Below are 16893 nucleotides of genomic sequence, written 5' to 3'. Positions count from 1 at the left end.
GAGAAATTCGATGCTCGAGGCGTACATCGTCGACGCCGTGCGAACCCCGGTCGGAAAGCGGGGCGGCGGTTTCGCCGCCACCCACCCGGTCGACCTCGCCGCCCACGTCATCTCCACCCTCGTTCGGCGCCACGACCTCGACCCCGCCGGAATCGACGACGTCATCTTCGGCTGTCTCGACAACATCGGTGCACAGGCCGGCGACATCGCCCGCACCGCCGCCCTCGCGGCGGGCCTGCCCGAGACCGTGCCCGGGGTGACACTCGATCGACAATGCGGCTCGTCCCAACAGGCAGTGCACTTCGCCGCCCAAGCCGTGATGAGCGGCACCGCCGATCTGATCGTCGCCGGCGGGGTGCAAAAAATGAGCCAGTTCCCACTCCTGTCCGCCGTCGACGCCGGCAAGGCCTACGGGTCCCCCGACCTGTACTCCGGCGCGACAACCTGGCACGCCCGATACGGCGACGCGGAGATCTCCCAGTTCCGCGGCGCCGAGCTGATCGCCGAACAGTGGCACATCGCCCGCGACGCCATGGAGGAATTCGCCCTCCAAAGCCACCGGCGGGCGCTGCATGCCATCGCTGCAGGCCGATTCGATGCCGAAATCACCCCGTTCGCCGGGGTGACGATCGACGAGGGACCACGCCCCGACACCACCGTAGAGAAGATGGCGACGCTGCGCCCCCTCACTCCCGGGGGCAGGCTCACCGCCGCTGTGGCGAGCCAGATCTCCGACGCAGCATCGGCAATGCTCATCGCCTCCTCCGATGCCGTCCGCCGATACGGCCTCACCCCACGCGCACGCATCCACCACATGACCGTCCTCGGCGCAGATCCGGTCCTGATGCTCACCGCTCCGATTCCCGCCACACAGCGGGCCCTGAAAAGGACCGGGATGCGCATCGACGACCTCGACGTCATCGAAGTCAACGAGGCCTTCGCTCCGGTGGTCCTGGCCTGGATGCGTGATCTCGACGCCGATCCGGCGCGGGTGAACCCCAACGGCGGTGCAATCGCCCTCGGACATCCGATCGGCGCCACCGGCACCCGGCTGATGACCACCCTCCTGCACGAACTCGAACGCACCGGCGGCCGCTACGGACTGCAGACCATGTGCGAAGGCGGCGGCCAGGCCAACGTCACGATCATCGAACGAATCTCCTGACCCCAACGACACCGCATCGACCCAGAGAACAGGACCGACATGAACATTGCAGGAACCACCGCGCTCGTCACCGGCGGTGCCTCCGGACTCGGACTGGCCACCACCACGGCCCTGGCCCAGGCCGGCGCGCGCGTCGTCGCCCTCGACCTTCCCACCGCGCACACCGACGCGCTCACCGCCCTCGGCGACGCCGTCCACTTCGCACCCGCCGACGTCACCGACGAGACCGCCGTCACCGCGGCCGTTGACCTTGCCAACGCCGAGAACAACCTGCGCATCACCGTCAACTGCGCCGGCATCGGCAACGCCGTCAAAACGGTCGGCAAGGACGGACCCTTCCCACTCACGGCCTTCAAAAAGATCATCGACGTCAACCTGATCGGTACCTTCAACGTCATCCGCCTCGCCGCTCACGCCATGGCGACGAACGAGCCGATCCACGGCGAACGCGGCGTCATCGTCAACACCGCCTCCGTCGCCGCGTTCGAAGGTCAAATCGGACAAGCCGCCTACTCCGCGTCCAAAGGCGGCGTCGTCGGCGCCACCCTGCCCATCGCCCGGGACCTGGCATCCCTGCAGATCCGGGTGAACACCATCGCCCCCGGACTGTTTCTGACACCCTTGCTCGGCACCCTGCCCGAGCACGTGCGCACCACCCTCGGAGCACAAGTCCCACACCCGCGCCGCCTCGGCAATCCCGCCGAATACGCGCAACTCGTCGAAGCCATCATCACCAATCCGATGCTCAACGGCGAAACCATCCGGCTCGACGGTGCCATCCGCATGGCCCCACGCTGACACTCACCGCCAGCCGTACCACCGTCGACCCGAGCCCCCGCACCGGATCAACGGCGGTATCGACCGTACGCATGCACTGCACCAGGGCGAGCCCTGCGGTGGAGTTGGCGTAGGCATTCCGGGGGGCAACCACCACACCCGTTCGCGCACGCGTCGGCGTCTCAAGACGACGCCGACGCGTACTGCACCCTCGACGAAGCACCGCAGCGCGGATACCGAAGAATCCGACACGCCGGTAACCAGCTCATATGTCAAGTACTGCGGTAGATCAGGTAGATGTATTCGCTCGATTTCGTCGCGACTCCAACGCCCTGCGCGCCGCCGCGAGTTCGTTCTCCTCGAAGCGATCGTTGGCGTATCGAATCGCGGCGTCGATGAGATCGCCTAGCCCCGACGTATCGACCTGCGGGGGGCAACGGAAGCGATCGGTCTGAGTTCTTTCGGAGCTTCCGCCGGCATAACGCAATCCAGACCCGGCCAGCTTGCCGTGGAAGTGGTCACCCCAGAAGGGCGGAGCCTTCGGGCTGAACGTCACCGAGACTTGCAGACTTCCGGTTCGATCACTGGCATCGTCGGCTTCCGCCACGATGTCCTCAATGCGCTCGATGCGCTTCCAACGCACGACGTTGGGCACCTCGATGACGTCCAGGAATTCTTCATCAGATTCCAGCGGCTCAAGATCCTTACTGAACCCACCACCCATACGCCGGAGTTCCATGTCCGACATCCGCCTGATCTGCTGAGGAGGCTGAAATCTGTCAGGCGGCCGAATAGGGACGGCCTGGATCGTGTGGACTCGAGTGATCTCACCGCCGAGCTCTTGGCGCCACCGTCGCCCCCCGGCATCGGTGTATTCGACGGCGAACCTGATGCCGCTCGCGTCACTCGTGTGGACGGTGACAAGAGTAAACCACGCTTCATGGTCGGTGTGGTCGCGGTACGGGGTGAGCTGTTCAGCGGTCGGGATGAATTCGCCGAGCCGGTTGTCCTGAGCGACCAGATCAGCTGTCCTGCACTCGATGCTTGCGTCCGAGCCGTATGGCGAATCGACGTACGGAACGGTGACATCGAAGAAGAAGTCCTTGCTTCGATTCTCGATCCGATAGGTGGCCAACGACGAGATCGAGTGCGCACCCTCTACCTTGTAGATGATCAAGAGTCGGGCCTGCGCCATGTCGTTGTCCTCGCGGATCTCCGCCGCCTGTCGGCGATCGAGCCGGGCGTGCGCGCTGGCGACCGAGATGCTGAATGCGGCGATCAAGAAGGCCGCAGCCGTGCCCAGCCCGCCCGCCCAAGTGCCCCAAGCCACGAACCAGTTCGAGGTGATGTCTTGCGGGCTTTGTGAGGACTTGACCCCAGTCAGCACGAGGAACGCGAGCGCGAATAGGACGACCGCAACGCACACTCCGATGAGGACACACTTGAACCGCCGCTCTTCGGGCAGCTGTGCACTGCCCTCCTTCGTACGGGAATACCCCTGCCCCTTCACCTTGCGTCTCTCCTCTGCAGGGTCCATCAGCTCATCGGGGATGAGACTAGACGACCGCGTACACCGCGCGGAGCACGCGCCGAGGGAGCGTGAAGGCTACTGCTTGCGGTAGTACTGATCGGGCGCATCGCGAAGATATTCAGCCGCAGCATAGCTGGAGCCTGGCCGGACACTTCGCCGGACGCGTCTAACGGGACAGATCGACCCCCGCGGAGGCGATCCGTCGAGCGGGAATATGCACGCTTCGAATATGCAGCGTTACAGTATGCGGGCTCTCCAAGCTTGGGCCCTTGCAGAGGAGGCATCTGTATAGCGGCGCCAGAAGGCAACCAGACGGCACGTTCACGACCTGCCGATCATCTGAGACACGATTGACAGATGAACTCACCTTCGCCCCCGCTGCCTCATCCGACGGACGCGCTTCGCATACAAACATGGAACCGCGCGCTTGAAGCGGACGGTACCGCCGCCCTGTTCGAGGCGCGTTCACGCCGTCTGAATAGGCGCTTAAACGCGCTATCGTTTGCCGGCTTCGGCATCCCAATAATCGTTGGAATTGTCGCTGCCATTGGAGTCTCGGCATCAGCGCTCGAACTCGTGGTGATCGTTGCGGCCATGCTAGGAGGAATTCAGTTGGTCTGGAGTCTGTGGTCGCTAATCGCTCATTGGAGTGACAAGAATAGTCACGCTGTTCAGTCCATGATGACAAATCGACAGCTCGCGGAGTCCTATACACGACTGGCGACTCACCCTCCGTCCGATGTAACGGAGCTTCAAAACGCATTCGATTTGATTGAGGCTCGCGATTCTTCTCAACGGGACAGCGATCTTGCGCAGGAGATCACCCGCAAGGAAAGAAGGTACGGCATGCGCTCGGCGCTGTTTACACGCCAGAAGGCGTGCGCTGGGTGTAATGTTGTTCCAACATCGATGAAGCCGACCAAGTGCGGAGTGTGTGGTGACTTTCCCAAACGCTGGGCCAAGTAGACGAGTAGCTATGGTACTTAGCGGATTCGCTGGGCTGTCAAGTCGTGAACAGGACGAATTTATAACACTACTGAACCGATATGTGCAGAGCAACGACACTCAACGCGCGATTTTACGCAAGGACTTCACAGCAAACCGTGTGAGCCTCGGACCCACTGGGGCGAGCTGCGTTTGCTGCGGACGGTGACCGGGCCCCTCTCGTCAACGCCGCTTGAGCGACGAGTCGATCCTTCGGACTGCGCAGTAAGAATCTGCACATCATCTCAGGACGGCTAATACGAGCAGTGGTCTACGGTGCAAGACCTCTTGAGCACAATTAAACGGGTCGATTCCGAAACCCTGGATCTTCTGATACTCGACGAGCACCTCGGTCTTTTTTGAGCGACGATCACATCCAGCCGACGCAGGATCATGAACGGCAAGAGCCTTCGCCGTACTGGTTCGGTTGGTGCGGCGCGCAGCAGGTCCACGATGTTCCAGGTGAGGGCCCATTCGTCGTCGCCGTCGGGGCAATTGTCTTTTTCGGCAGCGTCGAGGCATGAACTTACCGGAGTGAGGGGGACATGATCCGCCGCGGCGGGACGTAGGCCGCGGTTCATTCCGGGGTCCGTCAGAACGGGGGTTCGTCGTTTGATTCTCCCCAAGTAGTGGGTGATGTCGGCAGGGCTCCGGAGGGCAGCGGAAGATTGGTGACGACGTAGAGGTTCAAGATATCGGCTCGGTCGATGAACATGATCTGACTGCGTTTGGCGGCATCGAGGGCGTTGCCGATCCAGTTACGTGCGGCTTTGGTGATTTCACCGCCCGCAACGATGAAGGCGTGATCGACCAGTACTCGCCGGTTGGTCTCGGGGTCGAATATCTCGTGGGCGAGCATCATGAGGGCTTGGTGGTGGATCTCTGCCACGTTGGCGTTGCCTGACCTCGTGACGCCAGCCGCGTCCAGCTTTCCTTTTTTGGCCTGGATCCCGAAGTACAAGAAATGCTGGGTAGGCAGGGTGTAGCGCATCCAGACGTCTTTGCCGTACTCAAGGGACTTGTCCTTGTCCGGCGGCTGTGATGCGATGAAACCCCAGCTGGCGGAACAGAGGTACGAGTATCTCTTCGATCAGCTCGTCCTCGCTGCAGTTGTCGAGGAAGCGCGCGAGGTTGTCACGTCGTTGCACCTCGGCCGTAGTGAGAGGCCGGTGCGGATTAGCTTGCATGACGGTCACGGTGTGGGTATCGATGTGTCGCAGGTAGCAGTGGCGATCGTCGCCGTAAAAGGCCTCATACCCTTCGCGGGTCAGAACTTCGTTGAGCTGCCGCATCGCATTGGGTCGGTCCGGTCCCTCATTGAGCGCGTCGCCGGGGGACATCAGATGGTCAATGAGCCGGCAGAACCCCTCCGGCGGATGGGTGGGGCCGGCATGAGGCTCGTTCAGCATGCTGTCGATGACATCGGCCACCCAGCGGTGCCGGGTTGATCCGTCGTGCACCCAGTCGGTATTGAGCTCCTGGAAGAACTCGGTGATGTAGGAGCTCGAGCGGTAGGGAAAGTACTTCGGTTGATCCTGGGACGAAGGATCTGATGAGCCGACGTTTCCGCAGATCAGGTCCGCCAATGCCTCGGAGTTCCGGCGTCGAAACTTCATCAGTGTTCTCCACAGAGTTGGGGGACGCGGTGGGGATCGCAAGCGCCCAGAGAAGATGGGAATTGATCGCCACCTTCTACAGGGGTTCCACATGCAATGACGATCAGCATTCTGTGATCCTGGCGCTCGAAGGATTCGCAAGCACCCATGGATCCGAACTCAATGAAACCAGAAATGCCATGAGGATCGGTTGTCGGTGGTTCCGGTGGCGATCGGGCGCACCAGCGTCTGTACAACGGGAACCGGCAAGCCCACCCACCATGTCATTGCGGACGACGCGACAGCACGTCTTGAACGGTCTCGAAGTCCGCGACCCATGCATGAATCTCACTGGACCTCCATGACAGAACCTCCATCATTCCCGTGAAGCACTGAGGTAGGTCGAACCGCGTAGCGTCCGAGATGGATTCATGATGGCCCATCCGGTTTCTGATCTTGCGCACCCGCTCGAATCTCGTGCGTAGCGCATTGCGGTGAACGCGAACGGGTTGGGTGGAATCAAGGTTCGGGAAGGCTATGAAGAGGTAGGGGTTCCAGAAATCGGCATCATGACTTTGGGTGAACATTCTCTCCCAGAACGCCATTTTCAGTTCGGGGATCACCTTGCCCGGTGTTGGATGGCTACGGCTTTGCTTCTGGAGATCATCTCGAGCGCCATACCCAACGACCTTGTTCGTGTGCCGGTCACGCGGTGCAGGCCGAAGTTTCGTGTGGAAGGAGGCGTCGTGAGTCCAATTCGGTCCGTGGACGTGAGCTACGGCATCGCTCACAGCGTTTCGCACGGTCACCTCGAAGATGTGCATCACAGGCCACAGTGCTGCAGCGATCTCAGCATTCCATCGGTAGAGTCGGAGCGCAGCTTGCAGCGGTACTTCATTATGACTGCAGGTGACTAGCGGAGGGTGATACGACCCAACCCGACCAGGCGAGAGGCATTTTTCGATAGCCTGCGCATCGCCAGGGTTCATTGCATAAGGGGTCGTAACCATGTACGGTATCTACCACAGAGCCATTGAGGATCGTGGGCCGCGTGCCTCCCTCTAGGACATACGGAAGATAAGGAACCCCCAGGTTTTCCTGGGGGTTCCTTCGTATGCCATAGCACTCCTCATCCGACTCGCCTCCAACGTCGTAGGGCCGTGGATCAAAGGACGTCGTTATCTCGGACTCGATGTGCTCGCGCGCTCCCGCACCGACAAGTCCGCCGAGGAGGTGACATCGGCCGTAACTGACTGGACCACCGCCGAGGATCGGCGTAACAAACCCCACATGCCACCTCACGAGACTTGACCGTCCTCAGCGGATGCGTTCCAGGCGACTCGGCTATAGGTTGTCGAGAATGGTCAGCAGCTCATCGAGAAGTTGGTCAGCCTGGTCTTCGATGTCGTCGAGCACGTCGGCGAGATTCTGCAGACTGTGCTGGGCGAGTCGGCGGGCTCGGATTCCGCGTTCGTAGTAGTGCGGATCGAGGTCGACCGCCGGCTCGATCCGCGCAGCCAGCGCATCGTCGCGGTCGCCCTCCTTACGCAGCGGCAGCGGCAGCGGCCCGCGGGCCCGCGCCCGGCCGGACAGATGGTCTCGCACGATCGCGGCGACGGACTGCGCCGTCATCGGTTGCGGCATCAGCGGTAGGTGTCCCCAGCGGTCGATCGGGGACAACATAGGTTGGAGGGCCTGCCGGTCGGTGAGGGTGACCTGCTCGACCTCGATCGGGTCGGTGAGGTGCTGGGCGAGCAGGTCGGTGTTCGGGTACTGATCCAGGAACGCCAGGATCTCGGCCCATCTGCGGTACACCCCCACCGCCGGGCACTCGGCGGTGCCGGACTCCGGTATCAGACAGAACCGTTCGCCGTCGGTCGTGGTGGCGACGAGGGTACCGGCGTCGAGGTGGAGGTCGCCGCGGCGCAGCCTGGCGAGCTGGGCGAACGGCATCCCGGTCGCGGCGAGGACGAGCAGCATCCCGTCGCGGCGCCCGAACACCCCGCTCGGCCAGCCGGCGACCGGCAGCTCCGCTGCCTTTCGCAGCAGGAGCGGGGCGAGCCGGTCGAGGCGGGCGGCGCGGGCGGCATCCAGTCGGCGGCGGACGGTCTCGTTGCGGCCGGGCGCCGGGTGGCCGTGGCGGGTGTGGACGGTGTTGATCGCCGAGACCCGCCGCCGCTGGGTGGCGGCCGCGGCGGGATGCTCGCGCAGGAACAGCGCCAGCGCCTCCGGACTCGCGGGTAGCGGGTGCTGGTCGGTGGCGGTGCACCAGTCGGCGAACAGTGCCCAGTCGTGCCGATACCGAGCGGGTATTGCCGGCTCGGACAGGGACTCCTGACGAGTGCCGTTGTACTCCCTCGCGGTCCTCATCGCACTACAAGCCCAGATTGGTGACGGCATTCCCGAGCAGCGGGGCGTGTTCGCGGGCGTAGACCTCGAGCATGGCGGGGGTGGTGTGTCCGGTCTGGCGCATGATGGCGTGCGCGCTCGCGCCGTTGCGGAAGGCCTGGGTGACGAACCCGGCCCGCAGCGAATGCCCGCCCAGCTGCTTCACGATCTCGGGGTCGTAGCCGGCGTGTGCGGCGCGGCGGCGGATCGCGTGGTGCACCGCCGCCCCCGACAGTGCGGTGGCCGAGAGGTTGCCGTTTTTGCGGATCGCGCGCAGCAGCGGCACTCCCCCGCCGGTGCGGGGGCGGGGGCCGCGGCACACGTGCGCCGCGAACGGCTCCGCACCCCGCAGCAGCCGGATCACCGCGGGCCGGCCGCCGGTGTCGTGGGCGGCGACGATCTGTGCCCACCGCAGCCACGCGCACGGCGGGCAACTCGTATGCGAGGCCGTGAACGGCAGCGCGCGGACGGTGCCGCGGCCCTCCTGATCCGTCTTCGAGCGACGGAGTTTGATGTGCAGGCCGTCGAGCCGGTGCAACGCGACGTCGCTGCAGGTCAGCGCCACGAGTTCGCTGCGGCGGAACGCCCCGGCGAAGCCGAGCAGCAGGATCGCAGCATCACGGCGTTCGACCACTTCGTCCGCCCAGCCTTGGCAGTCGGCGCGGGCGTTGTCGACGATGGCGACGATGTCGGCGGTGAGCAGCGGCGCCCGCGGGGTGCGGGGCCGCTCGCCCGCGGTGGCGTAGTCGCGGCGGATGCCGGCCATGGTCGCTTTCACGAGGTCGTCGCCGGTGGGAGCCGGGTGTCCGGTCTGGCGGTGGTGGTGGGCGATCGCGGCGAGGCGGTGGGCGAGGGTGGCCGGGGCGTAGGCCCGCTGTCCCGCCTCGGTGACGGTGTCGGTGCAGGCGACGAGGTAGGCGGCGACGGTGACCGGGTGCGCCGGCAATGCGGTGTGGCCTTCGCGGGCGCACCAGGTGGTGAAGGCCCGCCACGCGGAGGCGTAGGTGCGGCGGGTGCCGGCGGCCCGCGCCGACGCCACCGACGCCGCGATCCGCTCGGCGGTGGCCGGGGTGAGGTCCGGGAGGGCGGGCCCGGACGGGGCCGCGGGCACCACGATCTGGCCATCGGCGGCGGGTTCGGTCTCCATATCCACGGTCGGGAACGGTACCGGACGGCGCCGACACCGTCTCTGAACGTAAAACCACGCTCAGCTGGGGGTTCGCGGGGATAGCTGCGTAAATGGCATTTTACGTCACCATCCGGTAGTCGTAGACCGAATACAGCAGTGTCTTCGTCGTCCCCGCCAACGGGCGGTACCCCCAGCCACGACGACCTCGGCGTGACAGCCGCGAAGTTCGTCGCGCAGGGGTGCGGCACCTCTGCCACAAGTCGCCGGGCAGGGTCGCTCCGATCGCCGACGTCAGCCTGCGAGGGCATCGGAGGTCACCCCCTTCACCCCGGTCAGCCCGCGGTCGACCAGGGATCGGGAAGGTCGGCAGCCAGCCCCGTCCTCGGCGGAAGTGGCATCCAAACCCAGGATCTCGCGGTAGCCGTTGACGTTGCCTGGACGTTCTGGCTCGTCCCCGCAACGACAAGCCCGCCGAGACCGTCACCGACCCTGCCGAGGACGTGAGACCCCGCCTTGACTGCATGACCCATCGAGGAGTCACGCGACGACGTTGCACAGCCGGCACCGGCTCGCCGGGGTGCCCGGCCGATGGCAGCTGTACGCGCTCACCGACGCGATCACGGACCCGCCCCCGATCGCGCACCGGTCCCTCGACCTTTCCGTGCTCGACCGGGCCGTGCTCCGCACCGCCCGGCGCGCACCGCAGGCGCGGTGAGGGTGGACCGGACGCCGGAAGGAACAGGCCAAACCCTCCCCACGGTTCGTGCGGCCTTCCTAGACTCGGGGTATGACAGCGCTGCGAATCTCCGACGAACCCGTCGACCACTCGAAGATCGAGAAGCGGGCACCGTCGGTGGCTCGGCTCTTCCTCGATCGTGTCGCGGCCAGCCCCGGCACGGAGGCGTTCCGGTTCCCGAAGGACGACGGCTGGGAGAGCGTGACGTGGCAGCAGGTCGGTGACCGTGTCCGCCTGCTCACGGCCGGGCTGATCGCGCTCGGCGTCGAGCCCGAGGACCGTATCGCGCTGGCGTCGTCGACCCGGTACGAGTGGGTGATCGTCGACCTCGCGGTGATGTGCGCGGGCGCCGCGACCACGACGGTCTACCCCACCACCAAGGCTCCCGACGTGGGGTTCATCGTGTCCAACTCGGGCAGCCGCGTGGTCGTCGCCGAGGACAGGACGCAGGTCGACAAGCTCGTCGAGCAGCGCGCACAGCTGCCGCACGTGCAGCAGGTGGTGGTGATCGACGGCCCCGGGGACGGCGACTGGGTGATCACCCTGGCCGACCTCGAGGAGCGGGGCCGGCAGCTGATCGCGGAGTCGCCGAACGTCGTCGAGGATCGGGTCCGGGAGATCCGGCCGGAGCACCTCGCCACCCTCATCTACACGTCCGGCACCACCGGCAAGCCCAAGGGCGTGCGGCTGCCGCACTCGGCGTGGACGTACACCGCCGCCGCCGTCGATGCCCTCGGCATTCTCGGCCCGGACGATCTGCAGTACCTGTGGTTGCCCCTGTCGCACGTGTTCGGCAAGGTGCTGCTGAGCCTGCCCCTGCAGGTGGGCATGCCCACCGCCATCGACGGCCGGGTCGAGAAGATCGTCGAGAACCTCGCCGTCGTGCGGCCGACCTTCATGGGCGCGGCCCCACGCGTCTTCGAGAAGGCTCACGCGCGCATCGAGGCGATGATGGCGGAGGAGGGCGGCATCAAGAAGAAGATCTTCGACTGGGCCGTCGGGGTCGGAACGCGGGTCTCGAAGGCCAAGCAGGAGGGCCGCAACCCGTCGCTGCTGGACCGGTTGCAGTACAAGGTCGCCGACAAGCTCGTCTTCTCCAAGATCCGGGAGCGGTTCGGCGGCCGGCTGAGGTTCTTCGTCTCCGGGTCCGCGCCGCTGGACCGCGACGTCGCACAGTGGTTCGATGCCGTCGGCATCATCGTCCTCGAGGGGTACGGGCTGTCGGAGACCTCCGCCGCGACGTTCCTCAACCGGCCGCTCGCCTACCGCTTCGGCACGGTCGGCTGGCCCTTCCCGGAGACCGAGGTCAAGATCGCCGAGGACGGGGAGATCCTCATCAAGGGTCCCGGTGTGATGAGCGGTTACCACGATCGTCCCGACGCGGACGCCGAGGCGTTCGAGGACGACGGCTGGTTCCACACCGGCGACATCGGCGAGGTGGACTCCGACGGGTTCCTGCGGATCACCGACCGCAAGAAGGACATGTTCAAGACCTCGCAGGGCAAGTACGTCGCGCCCTCCGCCATCGCCGCGACCTTCAAGGGCCTGTGCCCGTACGCGAGCGAGATCATCGTCCACGGCGAGGGCCGGCCGTACTGCGTGGCGCTGGTGGGCCTCGATCCGGAGGCGATCCACGAGTGGGCCCAGAAGAACGGCATGGGCGACAGGTCGTTCGCGGAGATCGCCCGGGACGAGAAGACCCGTGAGCTGATCGCCGGGTACATCGACCAGCTCAACGAGCAGCTCAACCGGTGGGAGGAGGTCAAGAAGTTCACCATCATCGACCGCGAGCTGTCGGTCGAGGCCGGGGACCTCACGCCGAGCATGAAACTGCGCCGCAAGATCGTCATCGACAACTTCTCCGACCGGCTCACCGGGCTGTACGGATAGGCGGCCTATCCTCGGATACATGACGAGTAGTGCGCGACCGAGTTTTACCCAGTACGTCGGATACCTGTTCGGCCGCACACTCCCCGACTCGCTCCAGGACTGGGTCCGCAACGACCTCGTCGGGCCCGGCGCGACGATGCGTTACCTCGTGCGGTTCACCCTGCCGATCGTGCCGTTCCTGGCGCTGTTCCTGCTCATCCCCGGGCCGGTGTGGATTCCGCTGGCGATGATGGCGCTGCTCTTCATCCCGCTGGTGTACTTCGCGATCGCCCTGATGCAGATCTGGCGGCGGCACCGCCTGGAGCAGCACGGCCTCGACCCCAACCTGCTCGGCGAGAAGGCGCGGGTGCGGGCCGACCGCGAACGCAACGAGTACGAGCGACGATTCGGGCGCTGAGCCGAGCGGGAGTTTCCTGCGCCGAGGGGGCCGCTACGTAGCGCCCCACTCGCATGTCGGCGCGGCAACCTCCCCCTCGACGCGGTGCCCTGGGAGCACGGTGCCCTGGGAGCACGGTGCCCTGGGAGCTCGGTGCCCTGGGAGCACGGGGTCCTAGGACAGCACCTCGACGAGCGTGGTCGCCGAGTCACCCGTCATGTACCGCTCGACGCTGTCGAGGTGCCTGCGCCAGAACGCTTGCGCCGCCTCGGCATCGTCTCCTCGCAGCAACGTGACGAGCTTGCGGTTGGCACGCAACGCCGCGGACGCCCCGGGACGTTCCGCCGAATCGGCGCGCGTGGACAGGTACAGCGCATTGTGTGCGTCCATGATGTCGAGCAGCATCCCCGCGAGCGCCGCCATCGTCTGGTTCCCGGCGAGTTCCATCACCGCCCGGTGCACCTCGGTGTCGTACTTGGCGAAGGCGGCGGGGTCGTCGAGGAGTTCCTCGCCCCGCTCGACCAGTTCGGCGAGCGTGTCGATGCGCCCGGCGGGGGCGGCGGCGAGCAGGCCGACGGCGTCCACCTCGAGTTCGGTGCGGGCGCGGTAGACGTCGGCCAGCGGGACACCCCGGTACTGCAGCAGCAGCCCGGTGTAGCGGGCGGCGGTCGAGCCGTCCGGCGCCTGCACGCGGGCGCCGCCGTGGGCGCCGCGCAGGACGGTGATGATGCCTTCCGACTCGAGGATGCGGAACGCCTCCCGCAACGTGGGCCGGGAAACGCCGAAGCGTTCCATCAGTGCGGCCTCGTTCGGCAACGGCTCGCCGGCGTGCAGTTCCCCGGTGATGATCTGGCGGCGCAGGCTCGCGGCGATCAGTTCACCTGCCTTGGGCACGCGAACGACCGTCGAGCTTCCGTCGAGTGGCATTTCACCGTCCTGTGTGCGTCGTCCATCCCAGCCCCGATGGCACTTAGGATACAAGAATCTACCGGTTTGAAATCTAAAGAGGCAGATGATCTGTCTCTATCTGTCCCACGCCGAGCGGACGCCGTCACCCCACTACTCTCGGCGGTATGAGCGAACCCTCCACCAACGACGTTCCGGCCACCGCCGACCTCGCCGACGAGATCGGCCCCGACATCCGCAGCTGCGACACGCAGTTCGTCCAGTTCGGCGGCCGCGAGGTCTTCGCCGGCCGGATCACCACCATCCGCTGCTTCCAGGACAACCTGCTCGTCAAGCAGACCCTGGGCGAGCCCGGCAACGGCGGCGTCCTCGTCGTCGACGGCGATGCCAGCGTGCACACCGCCCTCGTCGGCGACATCATCGCCGGCCGCGGCGTCGACAACGGCTGGGCCGGTGTCGTCGTCAACGGCGCCGTCCGCGACTCGGCCATCCTGCGCACCCTCGAGATCGGCATCAAGGCGCTCGGCACCAACCCGCGCAAGAGCACCCAGACCGGGTCCGGCGAGAAGAACGTGCCGGTGGAGTTCGGCGGCGTCACGTTCAACCCGGGCGAGATGCTCTACAGCGACCACGACGGGATCGTCGTCCGCGCCGAGGACCGATAGGGAACCGGCACGCTCGTGGCGCTGCGAACGGCGCGGACCTCCTGCGTGCCGCAAGGCGGAACCGGTCCGGCCGCACGAACACGCCTCCTGACGTCGCGGGCCGCCGTCCTCTCAGCCGATGGTGGCGAGGTTCGGCGGCAGTGCCCACACTGGAGGGATCACGGCCGCACGTGCGGCCCGCGACGTCAGGAGGCCCTCATGGGCGACAACAACCCGTTCGGATTCGACCCGGAAGACCTCGACCGCGTCTTCCGCGACGCCGGGGAAGGGTTGCGGGACCTGGCCGCCAAGATCGGCCGGTTCGTCGAGCAACCGGACGCCGGGATTCCGTGGTCGAGCATCTTCCCCGACCTCGGCGGCGCGCCGCACACCCGCCCGGCACCGCCCACCGCCGGCGAGACCGGCGACGGCGTGTGGGTGATCTACACGCTCGACGGCGACGGAACCGCCCGCGTCGAGCAGGTTTTCCCCACCGAACTCGAGGCGCTGCGCGCCCACAAGAACAACACCGACCCGCTCCGGTCGGTGCGCTTCCTGCCCTACGGCGTCACCGCCGGCATCCTGGATCGGCGCGAGGACAAGGACCCGGACGAAACCGACTGACAGCACCTCCGAGACAGCCTTCGCCTCCCGCACCCGGGCATCACCTGCGGGCCGAGCCGGTGTGGGGAGGTCGACCGAAAACGAGTGCGCCCCGGCCCGTATGCGCGCAAACTGGTAACCAGGAGGTCATCATGCGAGCGCTAAAGGGCCTGCTCAATGCGGTGCTGGGGATCCTCACGGCCGTGCTCGGGGCGGTGGTGGGGATCCTTGCGGCGGTGGTATGGCTCGTCGGTGGGCTGCTGTGCGTAACGATCATCCTGATTCCGCTGGGTATTCCCGTCATGAGGCTCGCCCGCCGTCTGTTCGCCCTCGGCAAACAGGTGCGGCGTCTCCCCTGAACGTCGCAGGGGATCGAGGATTTCGGAGACTGCAGCTGTGGTCGCACCGGCGCTGCAGGCCGTCACCTCGAGGCTCACGCCCCGGCCGTCACGCGTGCGGCGGCGGCCCCGATCTCCACGACGTCCCCGACGTGCAGCTGCCGCCCGCGCCGCACCTCCACCTCCCCGTTGACGCTGACGAGTCCCTCGGCGATCACTTCCTTCGCCTCGGCGCCGGATTCGATCAGGCTCGCCAGCTTGAGGAATTGACCGAGCCGGATGGACTCGTCGCGGATGGGCACTTCGAACACGTCGGACATGAGGCCAGTCTCTCACCCGCAGTGCTTTCGACCCGCCCGACCTCGACCCGCCCGCCCGGCCCACGCCGGGCCCCGTTCTCACGCACACTGGACGAGTGAGCCGACCCGGTATCGTCTGGTTCCGCCGTGATCTGCGGCTGCGGGACCTGCCCACCCTGTTGTCCGTCGCCGACACCTCCGACCGGGCACTCGCGCTGTTCGTGCTCGACGAGTCGCTGCTGCGCCCGTCCGGATTCCCGCGCCGCACCTTCCTGATGCGGTGCCTGCGCGCCCTCGACGAGGACCTGGGCGGACGGCTGCTCGTCACCCACGGCGACCCCGTCACCGTCGTCCCGGCGCTGGCCCGGGAACTCGACGCCGACGCGGTGCACATCAGTTCCGACCACGGCCCCTACGGCACCCGCCGCGACGAGGCCGTCGAGCGGGCGCTCGGCGATGTCCCGCTGGTGCGCACCGGCTCGCCCTACGCCGTCGCGCCCGGCCGCGTCCGTAAGCCCGACGACACCCCCTACAAGGTGTTCACCCCCTTCCAGCGGGCGTGGCACGAACACGGCTGGCGAGCCCCGGCCGCCACCGACGCCGGCACCGTCGACTGGATCGACCCCGGCAATCTCGACGCGCGGGTGCCGATCCCCGGCGACGACGACCTCGACGGGGTCACGCTGCCAGCCGCCGGGGAAGCCGCCGCGCTGCACCGCTGGCACGAGTTCCGCGACGACGACCTGCCGCACTACGACACCGAGCGGGACCGACCGGACCTCGACCGCACCAGCCGGCTCTCCCCCTACCTGAAGTTCGGGTGCATCCACCCGCGCACCCTGCTGCACGACGTGCGATCCGACCACGGCGGCGCGGCGAACCGGCTGCGCAGCGAACTGGCCTGGCGCGACTTCTATGCGGACGTGCTGTACCACCGGCCCGACACGGCTCGCCGCAACTACAACCGCCGCTTCGACGACATCACCTACGACAGCGGCCCCGACGCCGAACGTGCCTTCGCCGCATGGAAGGAGGGCCGTACCGGCTTCCCCATCGTGGACGCGGGCATGCGGCAGCTGCTCGCCGAGGGCTGGATGCACAACCGGCTCCGCATGATCGTCGCGTCGTTCCTCGCCAAGGATCTGCACCTGCCCTGGTGGTGGGGCGCCCGGCATTTCATGGACCGGCTCGTCGACGGCGACCTGGCCTCGAACCAGCACGGGTGGCAGTGGACCGCCGGCAGCGGCACCGACGCCGCGCCCTACTTCCGGGTGTTCAACCCGATCACGCAGGGGGAGAAGTTCGATCCGACGGGTGAATATGTGCGCCGTTGGGTACCCGAGCTGCGGGGCGTGAACGGCAAACGCGTGCACCGGCTCCCGGACGGTCCGCCGGACGGGTACCCGGCGCCGATCGTCGACCACGCCCACGAACGGCAGGTGGCACTCGACCGGTACGGGCGGATCGGCGGAAAAGGCTGACCCATCCGGGCCGCGCACCGCTCCGAATGCCGATGGGACGGACCACCCCCG

The 16893-nt window shown here is 66.5% G+C and carries 18 protein-coding genes and 1 pseudogene; 10 read left to right on the top strand and 9 right to left on the bottom strand.

Annotated elements, in window-relative coordinates; all coding sequences use genetic code 11:
• Positions 1-10: 10 nt before the first annotated feature.
• Both HFP48_RS00655 and HFP48_RS00650 read left to right on the top strand, forming a co-directional pair.
• Positions 11-1165 (top strand): acetyl-CoA C-acetyltransferase, encoded by a 1155-nt coding sequence (locus HFP48_RS00655; RefSeq protein ID WP_006937359.1) that lies wholly within the window; start codon positions 11-13, stop codon positions 1163-1165.
• 39 nt (positions 1166-1204) lie between these two features.
• Positions 1205-1963, top strand: coding sequence for a 3-hydroxyacyl-CoA dehydrogenase (locus HFP48_RS00650; RefSeq protein WP_102799203.1), 759 nt, complete (start codon positions 1205-1207; stop codon positions 1961-1963).
• Positions 1964-2231: 268 nt separating this feature from the next.
• Here the strand turns inward: HFP48_RS00650 and HFP48_RS00645 are convergent, their stop codons facing one another.
• Entirely contained in the window at positions 2232-3479 is a 1248-nt protein-coding gene (locus HFP48_RS00645; protein ID WP_168578862.1) for a hypothetical protein, read from the bottom strand.
• Positions 3480-3830: 351 nt separating this feature from the next.
• On the opposite strand from HFP48_RS00645, the gene HFP48_RS00640 reads away from it, so the two are divergent.
• Entirely contained in the window at positions 3831-4439 is a 609-nt protein-coding gene (locus HFP48_RS00640; RefSeq protein WP_168578861.1) for a mobilome CxxCx(11)CxxC protein, read from the top strand.
• Between the two features lie 610 nt (positions 4440-5049).
• Here HFP48_RS00640 and HFP48_RS31380 read toward each other — a convergent pair.
• The 6 genes and pseudogenes from HFP48_RS31380 to HFP48_RS31370 all read right to left on the bottom strand — a co-directional run.
• Entirely contained in the window at positions 5050-5448 is a 399-nt protein-coding gene (locus HFP48_RS31380) for a hypothetical protein (protein WP_246872495.1), read from the bottom strand.
• A 19-nt stretch (positions 5449-5467) separates the two neighbouring features.
• On the bottom strand, positions 5468-6073 hold the full coding sequence (locus HFP48_RS31375; protein WP_246872494.1) for a hypothetical protein: 606 nt from the start codon (positions 6071-6073) through the stop codon (positions 5468-5470).
• 263 nt (positions 6074-6336) lie between these two features.
• Positions 6337-6876, bottom strand: a complete 540-nt coding sequence (locus HFP48_RS00630; RefSeq protein ID WP_246872493.1) for a hypothetical protein — start codon at positions 6874-6876, stop codon at positions 6337-6339.
• A 520-nt stretch (positions 6877-7396) separates the two neighbouring features.
• Entirely contained in the window at positions 7397-8422 is a 1026-nt protein-coding gene (locus tag HFP48_RS00625; protein ID WP_168578859.1) for a hypothetical protein, read from the bottom strand.
• A gap of 4 nt (positions 8423-8426) precedes the next feature.
• Positions 8427-9593, bottom strand: coding sequence for a site-specific integrase (locus HFP48_RS00620; RefSeq protein WP_168578858.1), 1167 nt, complete (start codon positions 9591-9593; stop codon positions 8427-8429).
• A gap of 112 nt (positions 9594-9705) precedes the next feature.
• Positions 9706-9992, bottom strand: a pseudogene (locus HFP48_RS31370) (transposase); the annotation flags it as partial.
• A 127-nt stretch (positions 9993-10119) separates the two neighbouring features.
• Here HFP48_RS31370 and HFP48_RS00610 point away from each other — a divergent pair.
• From HFP48_RS00610 to HFP48_RS00600, 3 genes are all read left to right on the top strand, one after another.
• Positions 10120-10284, top strand: a complete 165-nt coding sequence (locus HFP48_RS00610) for a hypothetical protein (RefSeq protein WP_162472571.1) — start codon at positions 10120-10122, stop codon at positions 10282-10284.
• Positions 10285-10356: 72 nt separating this feature from the next.
• Positions 10357-12195: a long-chain fatty acid--CoA ligase gene (locus HFP48_RS00605; RefSeq protein WP_168578857.1), complete on the top strand. Its 1839-nt coding sequence runs from the start codon at positions 10357-10359 to the stop codon at positions 12193-12195.
• 19 nt (positions 12196-12214) lie between these two features.
• A complete protein-coding gene (locus tag HFP48_RS00600; RefSeq protein ID WP_006931544.1) occupies positions 12215-12592 on the top strand; it encodes a DUF5313 family protein in 378 nt (125 codons plus the stop codon).
• A gap of 153 nt (positions 12593-12745) precedes the next feature.
• Here the strand turns inward: HFP48_RS00600 and HFP48_RS00595 are convergent, their stop codons facing one another.
• Complete coding sequence (locus HFP48_RS00595) at positions 12746-13498, bottom strand: GntR family transcriptional regulator (RefSeq protein ID WP_006931543.1); 753 nt, start codon at positions 13496-13498, stop codon at positions 12746-12748.
• A 146-nt stretch (positions 13499-13644) separates the two neighbouring features.
• On the opposite strand from HFP48_RS00595, the gene rraA reads away from it, so the two are divergent.
• From rraA to HFP48_RS00580, 3 genes are all read left to right on the top strand, one after another.
• Positions 13645-14142 (top strand): ribonuclease E activity regulator RraA, encoded by a 498-nt coding sequence (rraA, locus tag HFP48_RS00590; RefSeq protein ID WP_029546851.1) that lies wholly within the window; start codon positions 13645-13647, stop codon positions 14140-14142.
• A 198-nt stretch (positions 14143-14340) separates the two neighbouring features.
• Positions 14341-14745 carry a hypothetical protein gene (locus HFP48_RS00585; RefSeq protein ID WP_029546850.1) on the top strand — a complete coding sequence of 135 codons (405 nt, stop codon included), beginning with the start codon at positions 14341-14343 and terminating at the stop codon, positions 14743-14745.
• 131 nt (positions 14746-14876) lie between these two features.
• Entirely contained in the window at positions 14877-15083 is a 207-nt protein-coding gene (locus HFP48_RS00580; protein WP_006931527.1) for a hypothetical protein, read from the top strand.
• 74 nt (positions 15084-15157) lie between these two features.
• Here HFP48_RS00580 and HFP48_RS00575 read toward each other — a convergent pair whose 3' ends face one another.
• Positions 15158-15382 (bottom strand): RNA-binding S4 domain-containing protein, encoded by a 225-nt coding sequence (locus HFP48_RS00575; protein WP_029546849.1) that lies wholly within the window; start codon positions 15380-15382, stop codon positions 15158-15160.
• 95 nt (positions 15383-15477) lie between these two features.
• Here HFP48_RS00575 and HFP48_RS00570 point away from each other — a divergent pair, with 95 nt between their 5' ends.
• On the top strand, positions 15478-16842 hold the full coding sequence (locus HFP48_RS00570; RefSeq protein ID WP_168578856.1) for a deoxyribodipyrimidine photo-lyase: 1365 nt from the start codon (positions 15478-15480) through the stop codon (positions 16840-16842).
• Positions 16843-16893 lie beyond the last annotated feature (51 nt).

The sequence above is a fragment of the Rhodococcus sp. DMU1 genome, from assembly GCF_012272955.1.
GTDB classification, from domain to species: domain Bacteria; phylum Actinomycetota; class Actinomycetes; order Mycobacteriales; family Mycobacteriaceae; genus Rhodococcus; species Rhodococcus aetherivorans.
Note: the sequence above shows the minus strand (reverse complement) of the source record. Positions and strands in the feature narration are given on the sequence as shown.

Excerpts from the sequence above, each read along its gene's own strand:
- HFP48_RS00640 (WP_168578861.1), top strand. The coding sequence starts at position 3,831 with ATGAACTCACCTTCGCCCCCGCTGCCTCATCCGACGGACGCGCTTCGC.
- HFP48_RS31375 (WP_246872494.1), bottom strand. The coding sequence starts at position 6,073 with ATGAAGTTTCGACGCCGGAACTCCGAGGCATTGGCGGACCTGATCTGC.
- HFP48_RS31380 (WP_246872495.1), bottom strand. The coding sequence starts at position 5,448 with ATGCGCTACACCCTGCCTACCCAGCATTTCTTGTACTTCGGGATCCAG.
- HFP48_RS00585 (WP_029546850.1), top strand. The coding sequence starts at position 14,341 with ATGGGCGACAACAACCCGTTCGGATTCGACCCGGAAGACCTCGACCGC.
- HFP48_RS00595 (WP_006931543.1), bottom strand. The coding sequence starts at position 13,498 with ATGCCACTCGACGGAAGCTCGACGGTCGTTCGCGTGCCCAAGGCAGGT.
- HFP48_RS00625 (WP_168578859.1), bottom strand. The coding sequence starts at position 8,422 with ATGAGGACCGCGAGGGAGTACAACGGCACTCGTCAGGAGTCCCTGTCC.
- rraA (WP_029546851.1), top strand. The coding sequence starts at position 13,645 with ATGAGCGAACCCTCCACCAACGACGTTCCGGCCACCGCCGACCTCGCC.
- HFP48_RS00645 (WP_168578862.1), bottom strand. The coding sequence starts at position 3,479 with ATGGACCCTGCAGAGGAGAGACGCAAGGTGAAGGGGCAGGGGTATTCC.
- HFP48_RS00600 (WP_006931544.1), top strand. The coding sequence starts at position 12,215 with ATGACGAGTAGTGCGCGACCGAGTTTTACCCAGTACGTCGGATACCTG.
- HFP48_RS00605 (WP_168578857.1), top strand. The coding sequence starts at position 10,357 with ATGACAGCGCTGCGAATCTCCGACGAACCCGTCGACCACTCGAAGATC.
- HFP48_RS00575 (WP_029546849.1), bottom strand. The coding sequence starts at position 15,382 with ATGTCCGACGTGTTCGAAGTGCCCATCCGCGACGAGTCCATCCGGCTC.
- HFP48_RS00655 (WP_006937359.1), top strand. The coding sequence starts at position 11 with ATGCTCGAGGCGTACATCGTCGACGCCGTGCGAACCCCGGTCGGAAAG.
- HFP48_RS00580 (WP_006931527.1), top strand. The coding sequence starts at position 14,877 with ATGCGAGCGCTAAAGGGCCTGCTCAATGCGGTGCTGGGGATCCTCACG.
- HFP48_RS00650 (WP_102799203.1), top strand. The coding sequence starts at position 1,205 with ATGAACATTGCAGGAACCACCGCGCTCGTCACCGGCGGTGCCTCCGGA.
- HFP48_RS00630 (WP_246872493.1), bottom strand. The coding sequence starts at position 6,876 with ATGCACATCTTCGAGGTGACCGTGCGAAACGCTGTGAGCGATGCCGTA.